Annotated in this window: 17 protein-coding genes; 7 read left to right on the top strand and 10 right to left on the bottom strand. The window is 73.6% G+C overall.

What is annotated here, in order from left to right:
• Positions 1-5 precede the first annotated feature (5 nt).
• On the top strand, positions 6-1,115 hold the full coding sequence (locus ACY0MR_RS28480; RefSeq protein WP_473556113.1) for a DUF5925 domain-containing protein: 1,110 nt from the start codon (positions 6-8) through the stop codon (positions 1,113-1,115).
• 37 nt (positions 1,116-1,152) lie between these two features.
• Here ACY0MR_RS28480 and ACY0MR_RS28475 read toward each other — a convergent pair whose 3' ends face one another.
• The gene (locus ACY0MR_RS28475) at positions 1,153-1,527 is read right to left on the bottom strand and encodes a GntR family transcriptional regulator (RefSeq protein ID WP_055599231.1); all 375 of its coding nucleotides are present in this window, start codon (positions 1,525-1,527) and stop codon (positions 1,153-1,155) included.
• 74 nt (positions 1,528-1,601) lie between these two features.
• Between ACY0MR_RS28475 and ACY0MR_RS28470 the strand changes: the two genes are divergently transcribed.
• Positions 1,602-2,525, top strand: coding sequence for a GNAT family N-acetyltransferase (locus tag ACY0MR_RS28470; protein ID WP_473556110.1), 924 nt, complete (start codon positions 1,602-1,604; stop codon positions 2,523-2,525).
• Entirely contained in the window at positions 2,506-2,985 is a 480-nt protein-coding gene (locus ACY0MR_RS28465) for a ribonuclease FAU-1 family protein (protein ID WP_361855788.1), read from the top strand. The genes ACY0MR_RS28470 and ACY0MR_RS28465 overlap by 20 nt, the downstream gene beginning before the upstream one ends.
• Before the next feature lie 112 nt (positions 2,986-3,097).
• On the opposite strand, the gene ACY0MR_RS28460 is transcribed toward ACY0MR_RS28465, so the two are convergent.
• From ACY0MR_RS28460 to ACY0MR_RS28440, 5 genes are all read right to left on the bottom strand, one after another.
• Positions 3,098-3,574, bottom strand: a complete 477-nt coding sequence (locus ACY0MR_RS28460; protein ID WP_392865259.1) for a DUF6299 family protein — start codon at positions 3,572-3,574, stop codon at positions 3,098-3,100.
• Between the two features lie 77 nt (positions 3,575-3,651).
• On the bottom strand, positions 3,652-4,113 hold the full coding sequence (locus tag ACY0MR_RS28455; RefSeq protein WP_473556106.1) for a GNAT family N-acetyltransferase: 462 nt from the start codon (positions 4,111-4,113) through the stop codon (positions 3,652-3,654).
• Positions 4,110-5,606: a tripartite tricarboxylate transporter permease gene (locus ACY0MR_RS28450; RefSeq protein ID WP_388804336.1), complete on the bottom strand. Its 1,497-nt coding sequence runs from the start codon at positions 5,604-5,606 to the stop codon at positions 4,110-4,112. Before ACY0MR_RS28450 ends, ACY0MR_RS28455 begins: the two co-directional genes overlap by 4 nt.
• 3 nt (positions 5,607-5,609) lie before the next feature.
• A complete protein-coding gene (locus ACY0MR_RS28445) occupies positions 5,610-6,116 on the bottom strand; it encodes a tripartite tricarboxylate transporter TctB family protein (RefSeq protein WP_473556103.1) in 507 nt (168 codons plus the stop codon).
• Entirely contained in the window at positions 6,113-7,096 is a 984-nt protein-coding gene (locus ACY0MR_RS28440) for a Bug family tripartite tricarboxylate transporter substrate binding protein (protein ID WP_388804330.1), read from the bottom strand. The genes ACY0MR_RS28445 and ACY0MR_RS28440 overlap by 4 nt, the downstream gene beginning before the upstream one ends.
• Before the next feature lie 142 nt (positions 7,097-7,238).
• On the opposite strand from ACY0MR_RS28440, the gene ACY0MR_RS28435 reads away from it, so the two are divergent.
• The gene (locus tag ACY0MR_RS28435) at positions 7,239-7,907 is read left to right on the top strand and encodes a response regulator (RefSeq protein WP_361855806.1); all 669 of its coding nucleotides are present in this window, start codon (positions 7,239-7,241) and stop codon (positions 7,905-7,907) included.
• Positions 7,908-7,914: 7 nt separating this feature from the next.
• Here ACY0MR_RS28435 and ACY0MR_RS28430 read toward each other — a convergent pair whose 3' ends face one another.
• Both ACY0MR_RS28430 and ACY0MR_RS28425 read right to left on the bottom strand, forming a co-directional pair.
• Complete coding sequence (locus ACY0MR_RS28430; protein ID WP_388804326.1) at positions 7,915-10,074, bottom strand: tetratricopeptide repeat protein; 2,160 nt, start codon at positions 10,072-10,074, stop codon at positions 7,915-7,917.
• A complete protein-coding gene (locus ACY0MR_RS28425) occupies positions 10,071-10,481 on the bottom strand; it encodes a hypothetical protein (protein ID WP_388804324.1) in 411 nt (136 codons plus the stop codon). Before ACY0MR_RS28425 ends, ACY0MR_RS28430 begins: the two co-directional genes overlap by 4 nt.
• 220 nt (positions 10,482-10,701) lie before the next feature.
• On the opposite strand from ACY0MR_RS28425, the gene ACY0MR_RS28420 reads away from it, so the two are divergent.
• Positions 10,702-11,760 carry a lytic polysaccharide monooxygenase gene (locus ACY0MR_RS28420; RefSeq protein ID WP_404084531.1) on the top strand — a complete coding sequence of 353 codons (1,059 nt, stop codon included), beginning with the start codon at positions 10,702-10,704 and terminating at the stop codon, positions 11,758-11,760.
• Here ACY0MR_RS28420 and ACY0MR_RS28415 read toward each other — a convergent pair.
• Positions 11,757-12,626, bottom strand: coding sequence for an esterase/lipase family protein (locus ACY0MR_RS28415; protein WP_404084533.1), 870 nt, complete (start codon positions 12,624-12,626; stop codon positions 11,757-11,759). The genes ACY0MR_RS28420 and ACY0MR_RS28415 overlap by 4 nt on opposite strands.
• A 180-nt stretch (positions 12,627-12,806) precedes the next feature.
• On the bottom strand, positions 12,807-13,832 hold the full coding sequence (locus ACY0MR_RS28410) for a DNA polymerase Y family protein (protein WP_451060946.1): 1,026 nt from the start codon (positions 13,830-13,832) through the stop codon (positions 12,807-12,809).
• Between the two features lie 111 nt (positions 13,833-13,943).
• Here ACY0MR_RS28410 and ACY0MR_RS28405 point away from each other — a divergent pair, with 111 nt between their 5' ends.
• On the top strand, positions 13,944-14,153 hold the full coding sequence (locus ACY0MR_RS28405; protein WP_360609349.1) for a helix-turn-helix domain-containing protein: 210 nt from the start codon (positions 13,944-13,946) through the stop codon (positions 14,151-14,153).
• A complete protein-coding gene (locus ACY0MR_RS28400) occupies positions 14,153-14,707 on the top strand; it encodes a Clp protease N-terminal domain-containing protein (RefSeq protein ID WP_392865251.1) in 555 nt (184 codons plus the stop codon). Before ACY0MR_RS28405 ends, ACY0MR_RS28400 begins: the two co-directional genes overlap by 1 nt.
• Positions 14,708-14,863 lie beyond the last annotated feature (156 nt).

Below are 14,863 nucleotides of genomic sequence, written 5' to 3'. Positions count from 1 at the left end.
GGCCCATGGCTGACACCCCACCGGTACCGTCCGAGCCGCAGCAGTCGCTGCCGATCCGGCTCACCCTCGACGACAGCGACTCGCCCGCGGACGTCGTGGACGCGCTGTTCCTCGGCCGCTTCGCGACCGGGGAGCAGCCCCACTCGCACAGCACCACCGTGGACCGGGTCCGGCCCGAGGCGACCCTGCTGCCCGCCGGCGCCACCGTGCTGCGCGCCGCGAAGGACGACGACCGGAGTGCCCTGCTCGCCGAGGGCGAGGGGTGGACGCTGCTGGTCTCCCGCTGGAACCGGGGCGCCGACGTCACCGTGACGGCCGCCGACCCCGAGCTCGCCGAGCGGATCCTGAAGGAGGCCACCGACGGGGCCAAGGACGAGCCGGAGCCCCAGCCGGAGAACGTGACGATGGGGTTCTGGTACGTCTCCCCGCGGCGCGGCCCGCACCGGACGACCCGGCAGATCAGCGCCGGGACCTGGGAGGAGGTCCGGCCCAACTACTCAGCGCCGGTGGCGGAGTCGATGGACCGGCTGATGCGGGTGACGCCCGACTCGATCTCCGGTCGTCTCCTGCTGCTGCACGGACCGCCCGGCACGGGCAAGACGTCCGCGCTGCGCACCCTGGCGCGGTCCTGGCGTGACTGGTGCCAGGTGGACTGCGTCCTCGACCCGGAGCGCCTGTTCAACGACGTCGGCTATCTGATGGACATCGCCATCGGGGAGGACGAGGGCACGGCGAAGGGGCGCTGGCGGCTGCTGCTCCTGGAGGACTGCGACGAGCTGATCCGGGGCGAGGCCAAGCACACGGCGGGCCAGGCCCTCTCCCGGCTGCTGAACCTGACGGACGGTCTGCTCGGGCAGGGGCGCAACGTCCTCGTCGGGGTCACCACCAACGAGGACCTGGAGCGGCTCCACCCCGCGGTGGTCCGGCCGGGCCGCTGCCTGGCCCGGATCGAGGTGGGCCCGCTGACCCGGACCGAGTCCGTGGAGTGGCTCGGGCGCGCGGACGACGTGCCGCGCGAGGGCGCGACGCTGGCCGAGCTGTTCGCCCTGCGCCGCGGCACGCCCCCGGCGGACCTCCCGGAACCCCGCACGGCGGGGGCGGGCCTGTACCTGTAGGACGGCCGGGGCCCCACCTGGTCCCCGGCCGGGTGGATCAGCTGTCGTAGGCCGCGCGCAGGGCCTCGTTCATCGCCGCCTCCGCCGCCTCGCGGCTGAGTCCGAGGCGGCGGGCCTCCTCGGCGTACTGGGCGGCGGCGGTGGCGGCCCGGCGGGTTGCCGCGTCCCCCGCGGCGGCGACGAACGTGCCGTGCCGCCCGCGCGTCTCGATCACCCCGTCCGCCTCCAGCGCCTTGTACGCCTTGGCGACCGTGTTCGCGGCGAGGCCCAGCTGCTCCGCGAGTCCTCGTACCGTCGGCAGCTTGTATCCGACCGGCAGCCTGCCCGACCGGGCCCGCTCCGAGATCTGGGCCCTCAGTTGTTCGTACGGAGCGGTGGTGGATTCGTGGTCCACGGCGATGGTGAGTGTCACCCCGCCGATTCTGCCCCCACCCCACCGGAAAATGGGAGGCGGCGGCACACCCCCGGCCCGTAGCGTGCGACCACATGACTGTGATCGTCCGTGATGTACGGGCCGAGGACGCCGAGGGCTTCGCCCGCGTCCGGCGGGCCGCGCTCCCCTTCATGCTCGCGACCGCCGAGCAGTTCCGCTTCGACTGGACGCACGCCCACCCCGACGGCCACGAGCGTCCCCTGGTCGCGGTGGCCGAGGACGGCGGGATCATCGGGACCGCGCAGGTGCGGATCGCCCATGACGCCCCCGAGCCCGGCATCGGCTCCGTCAACGTGTACATGGACCCCGCGCACGCGGGGCGGGGCGGCGGATCGCTCCTGCTGCGCGCCGCCGAGGAGCATCTCGCCGAGCGCGGTGCGCGGACCCTGTACAGCTGGGTCCTGGACGCACCGGAGAACCTGGCCTGGGCCGAGCGGCGCGGATACGCCCCCAGCCGGTCCGCCTACTTCCTGCGGCTCGACCTCACCGCCGCCGAACTGCCGCCGCTCCAGGCTCCCCCGGCCGGCGTCGAGTTGCTGACCGCGGAGGACTTCTCGGCGGACCCGCGGCCGCTCTTCGAGCTGGACGCGCTGACGACGGCCGACGAGCCGGGCGACGTGGGCGCGGAGCTCGACGACTACGCGCACTGGCTGGCGACCACCTGGGAGCACCCGCTGTTCGACCGGGCCCTGACGACGGTCGCGGTGGTGGACGGCGTGCCGGCGGCGTTCAGCGCGGCGCAGACCGACGGCCTGGGCCGCTACAGCACCGGGATGACGGGCACCGCGCCGGCGTACCGGGGGCGCGGGCTCGCGAAGCTGACCAAGAACGCCTCGCTGCACCGGGCTCGCGCGGCGGGCCGCACGGAGGCCTTGACCGGGAACGACACCGGGAACGCGCCGATTCTGGCGATCAACGAGTGGTTCGGCTACCAGGTCGCCGCACGGGAGGTACGGCATGTCCGGAAGATCGGTTGAGGTCACCCTGACGAAGGCGGGCCGCACGAAGATCCGCTACCCGGCGGAGGTGCTCGCGGAGGACGCGGCCCGGCTCTCGGTGCGCGCGCCGTGGGCGGCGGAGGGCGTGCGGGACTTCGGCTTCGTGCGGTTCGAGCCGGGTGACGTGTTCGTGGAGCACTTCTGGCGCGACCGCTGGTTCACGGTCAAGGAGGTGTGGTCCGCCGACGGCTCCCTGAAGGGCTGGTACTGCGACATCACCCGGCCGGCCGTGATCGACGGCTCCGCGGTGGTCGTCGAGGACCTGGACCTGGACCTGTGGGTGTCGGCGGACGGCAGCGAGGTGCTGCGGCTCGACGAGGACGAGTTCGCGGCGAGCGGGCTCGCCGCCTCCGACCCGGAGGCGGCGGCGTGTGCCGTGGTGGCCCTCGACGAGCTGGAGGTGCTGGGCCGCGAGGGGCTGATCGCCCTGCTGCGGTAGGCGCCGAGCCCGGTCGGGGCGGTTCCGCGGCACCGGGTCGGTCCCCGCGCGGCCCCCGGTCTCGGGACCGTGCTGCCGGGGCCGGTTCCGCGCCGCCCCGTCGCGAACGGCGTCAGCGGAGTTCGACGGACGCGTCCTCCGTGGCGAGGTAGCCGGGCTCCGGGAGGCCCGCCTCGCCGGTCGTCAGCTGCATCAGGGCGGCGCGGACCGTGGCCGCGCCCGGCCGGTACGCGGGGTCCTTCACGACGGCGGTGTTGACCCACTCGTGGAGGTGTCCGTCGCAGACGGCGCGGGTGCCGCCGATGCCGGCGGAACGGACCCCCTGGACGAGGGTGGAACCGACGAAGACGGGGCCGGCGCTGTCGTCGAGGCAGCGGTACATGCCGGAGAGCGTCACCGTGCTGTCCTCGCCGACGGTCCCGTAGCCGTAGACGGAGAGGTCGTCGAGGGTGCGGCTGTCGCCGGTCGCGGCGGGGCCGTCCGGGACGGGTCCTCCGGTGCGGCCGCCGGCGCCCTCCGCGTGGGCGAGGGGGGCGACGGCGGCGGAGGCGAGCAGAACGCCTGCGGCGAGGACGAGTCGGACGCGCATGAGCGGGGTCCCTTCGGGGTGGGGGGGGATGGTACTGCCCGCCAGGGATACCGGATCCGGTCGCCGACTGTCCGAACTCACCCGATCGGGGGCGAGTTGAGAACCTTTCGGTAGTGAATACGGTCGTACCGCCCGTCCGTGCGCCGCTCGACGACCTCGTACCCGTACCGCTCGTAGAGCTTCTGGTTCTCCCACATCATCGCGTTGGTCAGCAGCCGGACCTCGGGGCGTCCCAGCTCGCGCGCCCGGGACTCGACGAATCCGAGGAGCCGGCGGCCCAGGCCGGTGCCCTGGGCGTCGGGGTGGACGGCGATGTTGTCGAGGTAGAGGTGGTCGGCCTCGGTCCGGAGGACCACCAGGCCGACCACCGGGTCCCCCGCGACGAACACCCGCCCGGCGGCCACGTCCGCCGCGTGGTCCGCCTCCATCGGGGCCGGCACGACGCCGATCCGTTCGATGTAGTGGCGGTAGGCCGCGTCGGTCACGGCCTTCACCCCCGGTACGTCGGTGCTCGTGGCGCGGCGGATGTCGTGTGTCATGCCGACACGTTACGGCGCCGGACGATCACCCTCCTCAGCAGCGGCCAGCCGAGCAGCAGGACGACGGTCGTGTACACGGCGATCGAGAACGGGGTGTTCACCAGACCGGACACCGAGCCGTCGCTGATCTGCAGGGCGCGGCGGAGCTGCTGCTCGGCGGCCGGGCCGAGGATGACCCCGATGACGGCCGGCAGGACCGGCAGTCCGTAGCGCCGCATCCCCAGTCCGATCAGCCCGACGACGAGCAGGACGACCAGGTCGAGCGCCTCGCCGCCCACCGCGTACGCGCCGACGGCGGCGAAGAAGAGGATGCCCGCGTAGAGGTACGGGCGGGGGATGCGCAGCAGCTTGGCCCAGACGGGGGCGAGCGGCAGGTTGAGCGCGAGGAGCAGCACCATGCCGACGAACAGCGAGGCGATCAGCCCCCACACCAGATCGGGCTCCCGCTCGAAGAGCAGCGGGCCGGGCTGGATGCCGTACTGCTGGAACGCCGCGAGCATCACGGCGGCGACGGCCGTCGTGGGCAGCCCGAGGGTCAGCATCGAGACGAGCGTCCCGGCGGCCGAGGCCGAGGCCGCCGACTCCGGTCCCGCCACGCCCTCGATGGCTCCGCGGCCGAACTCGTCCCGGTGCTTCGAGAGGCGCTTCTCCGTCACGTACGAGAGGAAGGTGGGGATCTCGGCGCCGCCCGCCGGGATCGCGCCGAACGGGAAGCCGATGAAGGGGCCGCGCAGCCAGGACCTCCAGGTGCGGCGCACGTCGTCCCGGCCGAGCCACGGACGGCCGACCGGGAGGGCCTCCCCCGCCGTGCGGCGCAGGTGCGCCGCGACCCAGAGGGCCTCGCCGATGGCGAAGAGTCCGACCGCGACGATGACGACGTCGACGCCGTCGGCGAGCTGGAGGGAGCCGAAGGTGAGGCGCTGCTGCCCGGTCATCTGGTCGAGGCCGACCAGGCCGATCGTGAGGCCGACGAGCAGGGAGGCGAGACCGCGGATCCGGGAGGAGCCGAGGACCGAGGTCACCGCGATGAACGCGAGGACCATCAGGGCGAGGTAGTCGGGGGCGCCGATGTCGACGGCGAGCGCGGCGACGGTCGGGGCGAGGACGACGAGCAGGATCGTGCCGATCATGCCGCCGGTGAAGTGGCCGATGGCCGCCGCGGCGAGTGCCTGCGCGCCCCGGCCGGCCTTGGCCATCGGGTTGCCCTCGATCGCGGCCACGACGGCCGCGCTCTCCCCGGGGGTGTTGAGGAGGATCGAGGTCGTGGAGCCGCCGAACATGGCCCCGTAGTAGATGCCGGCGAACATGATGAACGCGCCGGTCGGTTCGAGGCCGTAGGTCACCGGGAGGAGCAGGGCCACGGCCATGGCGGGGCCGATGCCGGGCAGGACTCCGATGGCGGTGCCGAGGAGCACGCCGACGGCGGCCCACAGCAGGTTCATGGGGGTGAGGGCGGTGCCGAAGCCGTCGACGAGCGAGTTGAGGGAGTCCACGGGTCAGATCACTCCCATCAGCGGACCGCCGGGCAGCGGGACGCCGAGCAGCTTGTCGAAGACGGCGTACGTCAGGAACGAGAGGACGGCCGCGATCAGCGGGTCGCGGTGGAGGTGGCGGCTGCCGAGGGCGTACGCCGCGCCCCAGAAGAGGAGCGCTCCGGCGACCGGGAAGCCGAGGGGGCCGATGAGGACGGCGAAGGCGAGGAAGACACCCGCGAGCAGCAGGACCGTGCGCCAGTCGGCGGGTTCGGTCAGGTCGACGTCCTCACCGGCCTCGGCCTCGCCGCGGCCGCCGCGCAGGACGTCGACGGAGAGGAGGACGGCGACGACGAGCAGTCCGCAGCCGACGACGAGGGGGACGGTGGCGGGGCCGACGGGCCCGCGGCCCGCGAGATCGGCCCTCAGGGTGAGGGCGTCGGTGAGGACGAGCACGCCGAGGACGAACAGCAGGATGCCGAGGCCGAGTTCGGAGCGTTCGCGCAGCCGGTTCTTCACGGTGGTGGTCACAGTCCCAGCTCCTTCAGTACGGAGCCGACGCGGCGGTCCTGCTCGGCGAGGAAGGTGCCGAACTCCTCGCCGGGCAGGAAGGCGTCGTTCCAGCCGTGGGTCTTCAGGGACGCGCGCCACTGCGGGGAGTCGTGGAGCGCGGTCACCAGGGCGACGAGCTTCTCGCGCTCGGCGTCGGAGAGGCCGGGCGGGGCGACGATGCCGCGCCAGTTGGTGAACTCGGTGTCGAGGCCCGCCTCGCGGAGGGTGGGGGCGTCGAGGCCGGGGACGCGCTTCGGTCCCGTGACGGCGAGCAGGCGCAGCTCGCCGGCCTTGATCTGGTCGAGGTACTCGCCGACGCCGGAGACGCCGAAGGCGACCTTGTCGCCGAGGATGGAGGCGAGGAGCTCGCCGCCGCCGTCGAACGGGACGTAGTTGACGTCCCGGGGGGCGATGCCGGCGGCCTGGGCCATCAGCATCGGGGCGAGGTGGTCGGGGCCGCCGGGCGAGGAGCCGCCGCCGACGGGCAGCTTGCCGGGGTCCTTCCGCCAGGCGGCGAGCAGCTCGTCGATCGTCCGGTACGGGGAGTCCTTGCCGACCACGACGATGTCCTGCTCCTCGGTGAGCCGGGCGATCGGGGTGGTGTCGGCGAGGGTGCGGGCGGTCTCGTTGGTGTGGACGGCGCCGACGACGCCGAGGCCCATGGACATGGCGAGGCGGCCGTTGCCGCGTTCGCCGACGAGCCGGGTGAGGCCGACGGTGCCGCCCGCGCCGGGCAGGTTGAAGACCTCGACGTCGCCGGTGAGGTCGGCCTCCTCGGCGTTCTTGGCGGCGGTGCGGGCGGTGATGTCGTATCCGCCGCCGGGGGTGTTGGGGACCATGAGACGCAGGCCGGGTATCCGGGTGCCGGTGTCGGAGCCGCTGCCGGGACTGAGCAGCGGTGGACCCACCAGCACCAGGAGCGCGGCCCCGAGGAGGGCGAAGGGGGTGCGCAACCGCACGTGTGCCGCCTCTCAGCTGTAGGGGAAGGGGATGTGAGGTGGCCCACATGCTGCCCGCGCTCCGGGAGGCTGTCTCTCTTCCGCAACCAACGGACGTTGTGGTCGTTGTGGTCGGGGTGGCCAGGCCTTAGCGTCGGGCATCGTGACGAACGTGCTGGTGGTGGACGACGACTTCATGGTCGCCAAGCTGCACTGCCGCTATGTGTCGGCGGTGGCGGGCTTCACGGTGTCCGGGGTCGCGCACAGCGGCGCCGAGGCGCTGCGGGCGGCCGAGCGGCTGAGGCCGGACCTGGTGCTGCTCGACGTGTTCCTGCCGGACATGGACGGCATCCGGGTCCTGCGGGAGCTGCGCGCGGCGGGCCTGGGCACGGACGCGCTGTTCATCACCGCGGCGCGGGACGCGGGCACGATCCGGGAGGCGCTGCGGGCGGGGGCGCTGCACTACCTGATCAAGCCGTTCAGCCAGGCGGCGCTGCACGAGCAGCTGCGCCACGTGGCCTCGCTGCGCAGCCGCCTCGACGACCTCGACGAGGCCCGCCAGGAGGACGTCGACCAGATCTTCGGCACCCGCCCGCGCGGCTCCCGCGAACTCCCGAAGGGCCTGGCCGCCCACACCGCCGACCTGGTGGACTCCGTCCTCCGCGCCCACCCGGAGGGCCTCTCGGCCACGGAATGCGCGGAAGCCGGCTCCCTGTCCCGGGTGAGCGCCCGCCGCTACCTGGAGTACTTCACGGAAACGGGCCGCGCGGAGGTCACCCTCCGCTACGGGGGCACGGGCCGGCCGGAACGGCGGTACCGGCGGTTGGGGTGAGGCGGTCTCATATAGTGTCGGCGGCGCTCTCCCGATACGTATGGAGGAGCTCTTCGGCGTGCACCGTCCAGGGGTGGGCGGGGCCCAGTACGCGGTTGCGCCCTGCCACCAGCAGCTCGCCCTGCTCGATCGCGTCGGCGTGCTGTCCGAGGGCGGCGAGCACGACGCTGAGTGTCTGGCGCGCGTTGAGCAGCAGGGGGTAGTCCGGAGCGAGGATACGCTCGTACCCGGCGAGGGCTTTGCGGATATGGGGCAGTGCCTCAGCCGGCCTCTCCACGGACGCGAGCGCGTACGCGTAGCCCAGCTCGGCTCCGAGAGTCATGGGGTGATCGTCCCCGGCTGTACTGCGGCAGTCCGCGATGACGCCGGGTCCCAGGGCCAGCATCTCGTCCCGGTCGGGCAGCGTGGCCGCGTCCGGGCTCCCGGCCATCTCCACGATGCTCTTCCGCGCGATGAGGGTCAGCGGGTGGAGCCTCCCGAGGGTCGTCTCCCGGCCTTGAGCCGCACGCCTCATCAGAACCCTCGCGTCCTGGAGTCGGCCGAGGTGGGGAAGCACCATCGCAAGGCGCAGACACGCCTCCAGCGTCTCGGGGGCATCGGGTCCGAGGGCCCGCTCGCAGTCGCCGAGGACCTCTTCGTAGACGGTCCCGGACTCCTCGAACCGTCCGAGCCGGAAGAGCGCACGGCCCTCCCGCAGGCGGAGCCTCAGAGCGAACACGTCGTCGGCGGGAAGGCTTGGCGTGACGAGGGCGAGGGCTTCCCGCACCACTGTCAGCGCCGAGGCGTAGTCCCCCGACCTGTGCAGGGCGATGACGAGCCGGACGACGCAGTCGGCCGCGCCCTCCACCACGTCGGGGGCGCCGCCGCGGTCGACCGCTCTCCGCAGGTGGGCTGTGACATGGGGGGCGAGCAGGGTCACCGCGGGATCCTGCGCTCCCCGTTCGGGCACCTCCGGCAGGGCCGCCCTCAGAAGACGGGTGGCCTCCGTGGCGAGCAGGTCGCGCTGGCCCTCGGGGGTGGCCCGGGCCACGCTGTCGAGGAGGATCCCATGGACGCGCAGGCAGCGCACCCGGCCCGGGACGAGCTCGGCCAGCGAGTGGTCGAGGAGCCCCCGGAGCGCGGATTCGACACGGGACGGGTGGAGTTCCGCACCGAGACCGGCGCCGGAGAGCAGGGAGAGAGGGAGCGGGTCGCCGGCCCAGCAGGCGAGCAGGCGCAGCAGCACCGTGGCCTCTGGGAGCCCCTGAGCGGTGAGCGCGTCGAGGGAGAGCTGCCAGGTCCGGCTGAGCAGGTGGCGGGATTCGGCGCCGGTCTCGGCTCCCCGGTCGAGGAGTTCGATGGGGTGGTAGCCGGCGCCGCCGTCGAGGCCGTGCCGGTAGTCGGCGAGGTTCCACGGGTCGATGATCTGGTGGGCGAGGAATCCGCCGGCGAGGGTGAGCGCCAGGGGAAGGCGCCCGAGGCGGTCCGCGACCTCCGCCGCCTCTTCGGCGCTCCCCGCGTGGGGCGCGAGGTCCTGGAGGACGAGGGCGGCGTCCTCGCGCGGCAGGACGCCGAACTGGAGGAGTTCGGCGCCCGGCCACCAGTGGGCCGCCGCCTGGCGGGAGGTGACGAGGACGATGCCCCGGGGGCTCGTCCTCAGCCACCCGCCGTCGCGGAGGACGGCGGGGGTGTCGGCGTTGTCCAGGACGAGCAGCCAGGGCCGGTCGGAGGCGTCGAGGTGGTGCCAGACCAGGTCGGCGGCGGGCCGCAGTCCGCTGCGCGCGCCGGTGAGTTCGGAGTCGGTGGCGCCCCGGTCGGCGGCGACGGCGAGCATGCCGGCGCGCAGGGAGGCCGGGTCGGACGCGTTGACCCAGAGACCGATGCGTCCGGCCTGTTCGGTGGCGTGCCGGAAGAGGGCGTGGGCGACCGCGGTCTTGCCGCAGCCGCCCATGCCGTGGAGGACGTAGGCGCGGTTGCCGACGCCGGGCTCGACGGCGGCCCTCAGCCGGTCCATCTCGGCGACGCGGTCACGGAGCACGACGGGGGTCCGGCCGACCGCGGGGTGGCGCACCGAGTCGGGGCCGGCCCACTCGGGGGCGTGATGGTGGTGCTCGATGATGTGCTGGTCGCCCGAGGCCTGGTAGATCCGGCCGTGGCCGTCGGCGCGTGCCTCGTAGTCGCCGCTCATCGTTCCTCGATGTACTGATCGCGGCCCGCCTGGTACACGCGGGCGTATCCGGAGGCGGTGGCCTGCTGCGTCACCGCGGGAACGCCGGACGTGGGCGGCTGCAGCTCGTCCAGCAGCCGCCGGAGTGCCGCGGCCTCCTCGGGATGCGTCACGAGCAGCCGCCGGATGCGGCCCTGCCACTCCGCCCCGAGTTCGCGTCCGGACTCCTGGTCGTCGCCGTCCTGCGCGGCGAGGAGGTCCGCCCGGGTCGTCTCCAGCTCGGCGGAGATCGCCTCGGCCCGGTCCGGCTCCGCCCGGCGCCACAGGGAGGCGACGCCGTCGCTGACGCGTTGCCACGCCTCCGTCGTCAGCAAGGTGACCAATGTCGTCCCCGCCGTGCCCGCCAGCACGGCCAACTCCGCGTCCAAGTCCGCTCCCCCTCAGGTCGGTTGCCGCCTGTCGGCCCAGAGTAGTCGCACACCGGCCCCCGAAGGGGGCTTCCGGGGCTTCCTCAGCCGCTGCTTAGTGGTTCCTTAAAGCGGTCCTAAGGATCGGCCTCCGTGGCTTTCCAGCAGGGATTTCGTGGATTCGGGCGGCTAGCTTTCTCGGCGTCCCCCCACCTCACCCTCGTGAAGGAGCTGTCCCCCCATGACCTCTCGTCGCACTGCATCCGCCGTCGCCGCCACCACGGTGCTGGCCCTGTCCGGGGTCGGGATCGGGTCCGGGGTCGCTGTCGCGCACGGGTCGATGACCGATCCGGTGAGCCGGGTGTCGGCCTGTTACGCGGAGGGGCCCGAGTCGCCGAAGTCGGCCGCCTGCAAGGCGGCCGTGGCGGCGAGTGGGGCGCAGGCGTTCTACGACTGGAACGCGGTGAACATCGCCAACGCCGCCGGGAAGCACCGTGACCTGATCCCGGACGGCAAGCTGTGCAGCGCCGGGAACGACAAGTACCGGGGGCTCGACCTCGCGCGGGCCGACTGGCCGGCCAGCGCGCTGGCCTCGGGGGCGCACACCTTCCGTTACAAGGGGACCGCGCCGCACCGGGGTTCGTTCGAGCTGTACGTGACGAAGGACGGGTACGACCCGTCGAAGCCGCTGAAGTGGTCGGACCTGGAGGACAAGCCGTTCGCCACGGTGACCGACCCGCGGATGGAGAGCGGCGACTACGTCTTCCAGGGCACCGTGCCGAAGAAGTCGGGCCGTCACCTGATCTACTCGATCTGGCAGCGCTCCGACTCCCCCGAGGCCTTCTACACCTGCTCGGACGTGGTGTTCGGGAAGGACAGCGGCGGCGGTACGGCCCCGGCTCCGACCGCCTCCGCGCCGAGCGACGAGCAGATCGAGGACGGTCAGGACGAGTCCTCGGTGGAGCACGGCGGGCACGGGGACGGCGACGCCTCCACGGGCGCGGAGGCGACCGCGCCCGCCCCGGGTCACGAGACGGGCCAGGGGACGGGTCACGAGACGGGCCAGGGGGCGGGCCACGAGACGCAGCCCGCCCCGTCCGCCGAGGCCTCCACCGCCGCGCCCAACGCGCCCGCTCCCGCCGGTGCTTCGGACGCCGGCTCCGGTGAGGTGCTCGCCGAGACCGGTGGCGACTCCACCACCCCGTACCTCGCGGTCGGTGGCGCCGCCGTGCTCGCGATCGGCGCGGCCGTGCTCTTCGGGTCGACGCGCCGGCGCCGTACCCGGGGCCAGGCCCTCTAGCCGACGACCGAGAGGCAGGTGGTCGGGGTCGCGCGGGCCGGGTCGAGGGCGTTGGCGACCTCGTGGAAGGCGACCCGGTCCACCGTGCCGATCGCCACGTGCTCGGACAGGTCGAGCGCGCACTTGTCCTGGATGAGGACGTTGGTGACGTTCGGGCCGCTCAGGAACTGCGAGCGGTACGGGGTGACCACCTCGTCGTACTGGGTCGCGATGACGTGGTAGCGGACCCCGGGCACGGTGTCGCCGCCCGCGTTGAGCTTGGTGATGAAGGGCGAGCCGGCGATCTGGTCGGCGAGCCCGGGGGTGTTGGCCTTGATCAGGTCCTCGGCTCCGGGGAAGTACGGCAGGAGCCTGGTGAGGCCGAGCAGGGTGGTGCCGTGGTTGTCGGGGGCGATCCCGACCAGGGCGTTCACCTTCTCGGCCCCGCCGAGGAACTTGAGGTACCAGCGCGGCATCATGCCGCCCTGGGAGTGCCCGACGATGTCGACCTCGGGGGCGCCGGTGGCGGCGAGGACCCGGTCGACGTAGGCGTCGAGCTGTCCGGCGGAGGCCTCGATGGGGCCGAGGCCGTGGAAGAACGGGACGTTCGGCAGCTGGCCGTAGTCGAGCGAGAAGACGCAGTATCCGCGGTTGACCAGGTACGGCGCGAGGACGAGCCAGTTGTCGATGGAGTTGCCGAGGGTTCCGTGGACCAGGACGACGGGCCGCGGGTGGGCGGCGGAGGGCTTGCAGGAGTAGTCGTTCCAGCCACGGCTGGTGGTGGCGGTCTCGGCCCGGGCCGAAGCGGCGGTGGTCGGGGCGAGGACGGCGGCGACGGCCAGCAGCAGGACGGACAGCGCTCTGACGGCGTGTTTCCAGGGCAGCATCGGGCGATCTCCTTGCGGCTCAAGGGGATGGTGGGGGTGCTACGCCCTGCGGTCCGGACCACAAGTGGGGATGCGCGGTGGGGATGCGCTTCAGCCAAGCTACGCACGGGTAGCCTTGGCTGGGAAGTTACGCGTCGGTAAAAACTGATGTGTCGTCACCGGAGCCCGGCGGAAGGGCCCTCAGGCCGCCAGTGATCCCGGCAGGACCGCCCGCGGGCCGAACTTCGCCCGCACCCTGTCCGCCACCGCCTCGATCCGCCGGGCCTTCTCGTCCGACGGGTCGAGGGACAGCTGGTGCGCCGCCCCCTCCGCGCCCGCGAGGCCCTCGGCGCGCAGGGCGACGCCCCGCACCCGGGCCCGCTGGAGGCCGAAGGAGTCGTGGACCGCGTACGCGAGGGCGGTGAGCGCGGCCGAGTGGGCGGTGGGTTCGGGCAGGGCGCGGCTCCGGGTGGTCGTGGTCCGGTCCGCGTACCGCACGGTGACGGCGAGGGACCGGCACACCTGCCCCTCCGTGCGCAGCCGGGTGCCCAGTTCCTCGGCGAGCGAGAGCAGGGCCCGGCGCTGACGCGTCCGGTCGGTCTCGTCGTGCGGGAAGGAGCGCTCGGCCGCGACCGAGCGGGAGACCGCGTGCGGGACGACGGGGGTGCGGTCGACGCCCCGGGCGCGCTCCCACAGGTCGCGGCCGGCCTTCGCTCCGACGAGCCGCTGGAGCACGGCGAGGGGGGCGTCCGCGACGCGGCCGACGGAGTCGAGTCCGTAGCCGCAGAGGGTGCGGGCGGTGGCGCGGCCGACGCCGTCGAGTGCGACGACCGGCCGGTCGCGCAGGAAGGCCGCGGGGTCGTCGACGACCAGGGTGGCGCCGGGCCGGGCCTCGCTCGCGGCCATCCGGGCCAGCATCGGATTGGCCCCGGCGCCGATCACGCAGTCGACGCCGTACAGGGCGAGCGCCCTGACCCGGATCACCGAGGCGAGCTCGGCCGGGCCGCGGTCGAAGTAGCGCAGGGCGCCCCGTACGTCGGCGAGCGCCTCGCGGGGCGGGGCCGCCTCGACGACGGGGGTGAACTCGGCGAGCAGGTCGATCAGCGGGGGGAGCAGGGCCTCGGCCCCGCCGCTCGCGAAGGCGGGCCCGTCGAGACGGAACCGTACGCAGAGGATCATGTCGCCGCCCTCCGCTCCTCGCCCCGCCGACTGTCCCTGTTTGCCCATGAACGCCCCTTCCCGTCCTTCCACACTAAAGCATGTTCGAATGTTTGTGCGAGTCCGAAAGAGCGTCAACCTGGGTTGACGGTCGGCGAACTGTCAACGTAAGTTGACGTCATGACCGATGCGACCGATCTCGCCGCACGGGCGGGCGACCGCGACCCACGGGTCGGACTACGGGCCGTCTCCGCCCTCCGGCGACTCCTCGAACAGCTGGAGGCCGTCCAGGTGCGCGGTGCGCGCGACCAGGGCTGGTCGTGGCAGGAGATCGCCACCGAGCTGGGTGTCAGCCGGCAGGCCGTCCACAAGAAGTACGGGAGGCAGTGATGTTCGAACGGTTCACTAAGGCCGCGCGCACCGTGGTGAAGGGCGCGGTCGAGCACGCGGAGCGGGGCGGCGCGGCGGCCGTCACCCCGGAGCACCTGCTCCTCGCCCTCCTCGACGGGGAGGGCACCCGCGCGGCGGACGCCCTGCGCACACTGTGCCCGCCGGACCGCCGCCCCGCCCTGGCGGCCGCCCTGGCCGACGCGCGGCGCCGGGCGGGTCTCTCCCGCGCGGACCAGGAGGCCCTGGCGGAGCTCGGCATCGACGTCGGCGCGATCGTGGCCAGGGTGGAGGAGACCCACGGCGCGGGCGCGCTGGCCGGCGACCGCGGGGACTCCGGGCGGCGTTCGGGCCGCCGACCCTTCTCGCGGGAGGCCAAGACCGTCCTGGAGAAGTCCCTCCGGGTGGCACTGGCCCGCAAGGACCGGGAGATCGGCGACGAGCACATCCTGCTCGCGCTCACCACGACCGGCGGGGTCGTCGCGGAGGTCCTCGCCGACCACGGGGTGACGTACGCCTCCGTCGACACGGCGGTCTCCGGAGCGGCGACCGCCTGAGCCGGGGCGGGACTTCGCGCCGGAGCGGGCCCCAGCGCCGAAGCAGGGCCGGACGCCGGGGTGGCGACCACCTGAGCCGGGGCGGGACTTCGCGCCGGAGCGGGACCTCGCCCCGGGACAGGGCCGCACGCCGAAGCAGGGCTCGACGCCGAGGCG

Source organism: Streptomyces sp. JN8 (assembly GCF_055808075.1).
The sequence above is the reverse complement of the archived record's forward strand: the minus strand, read 5'-3'. Positions and strand labels throughout refer to the sequence as shown.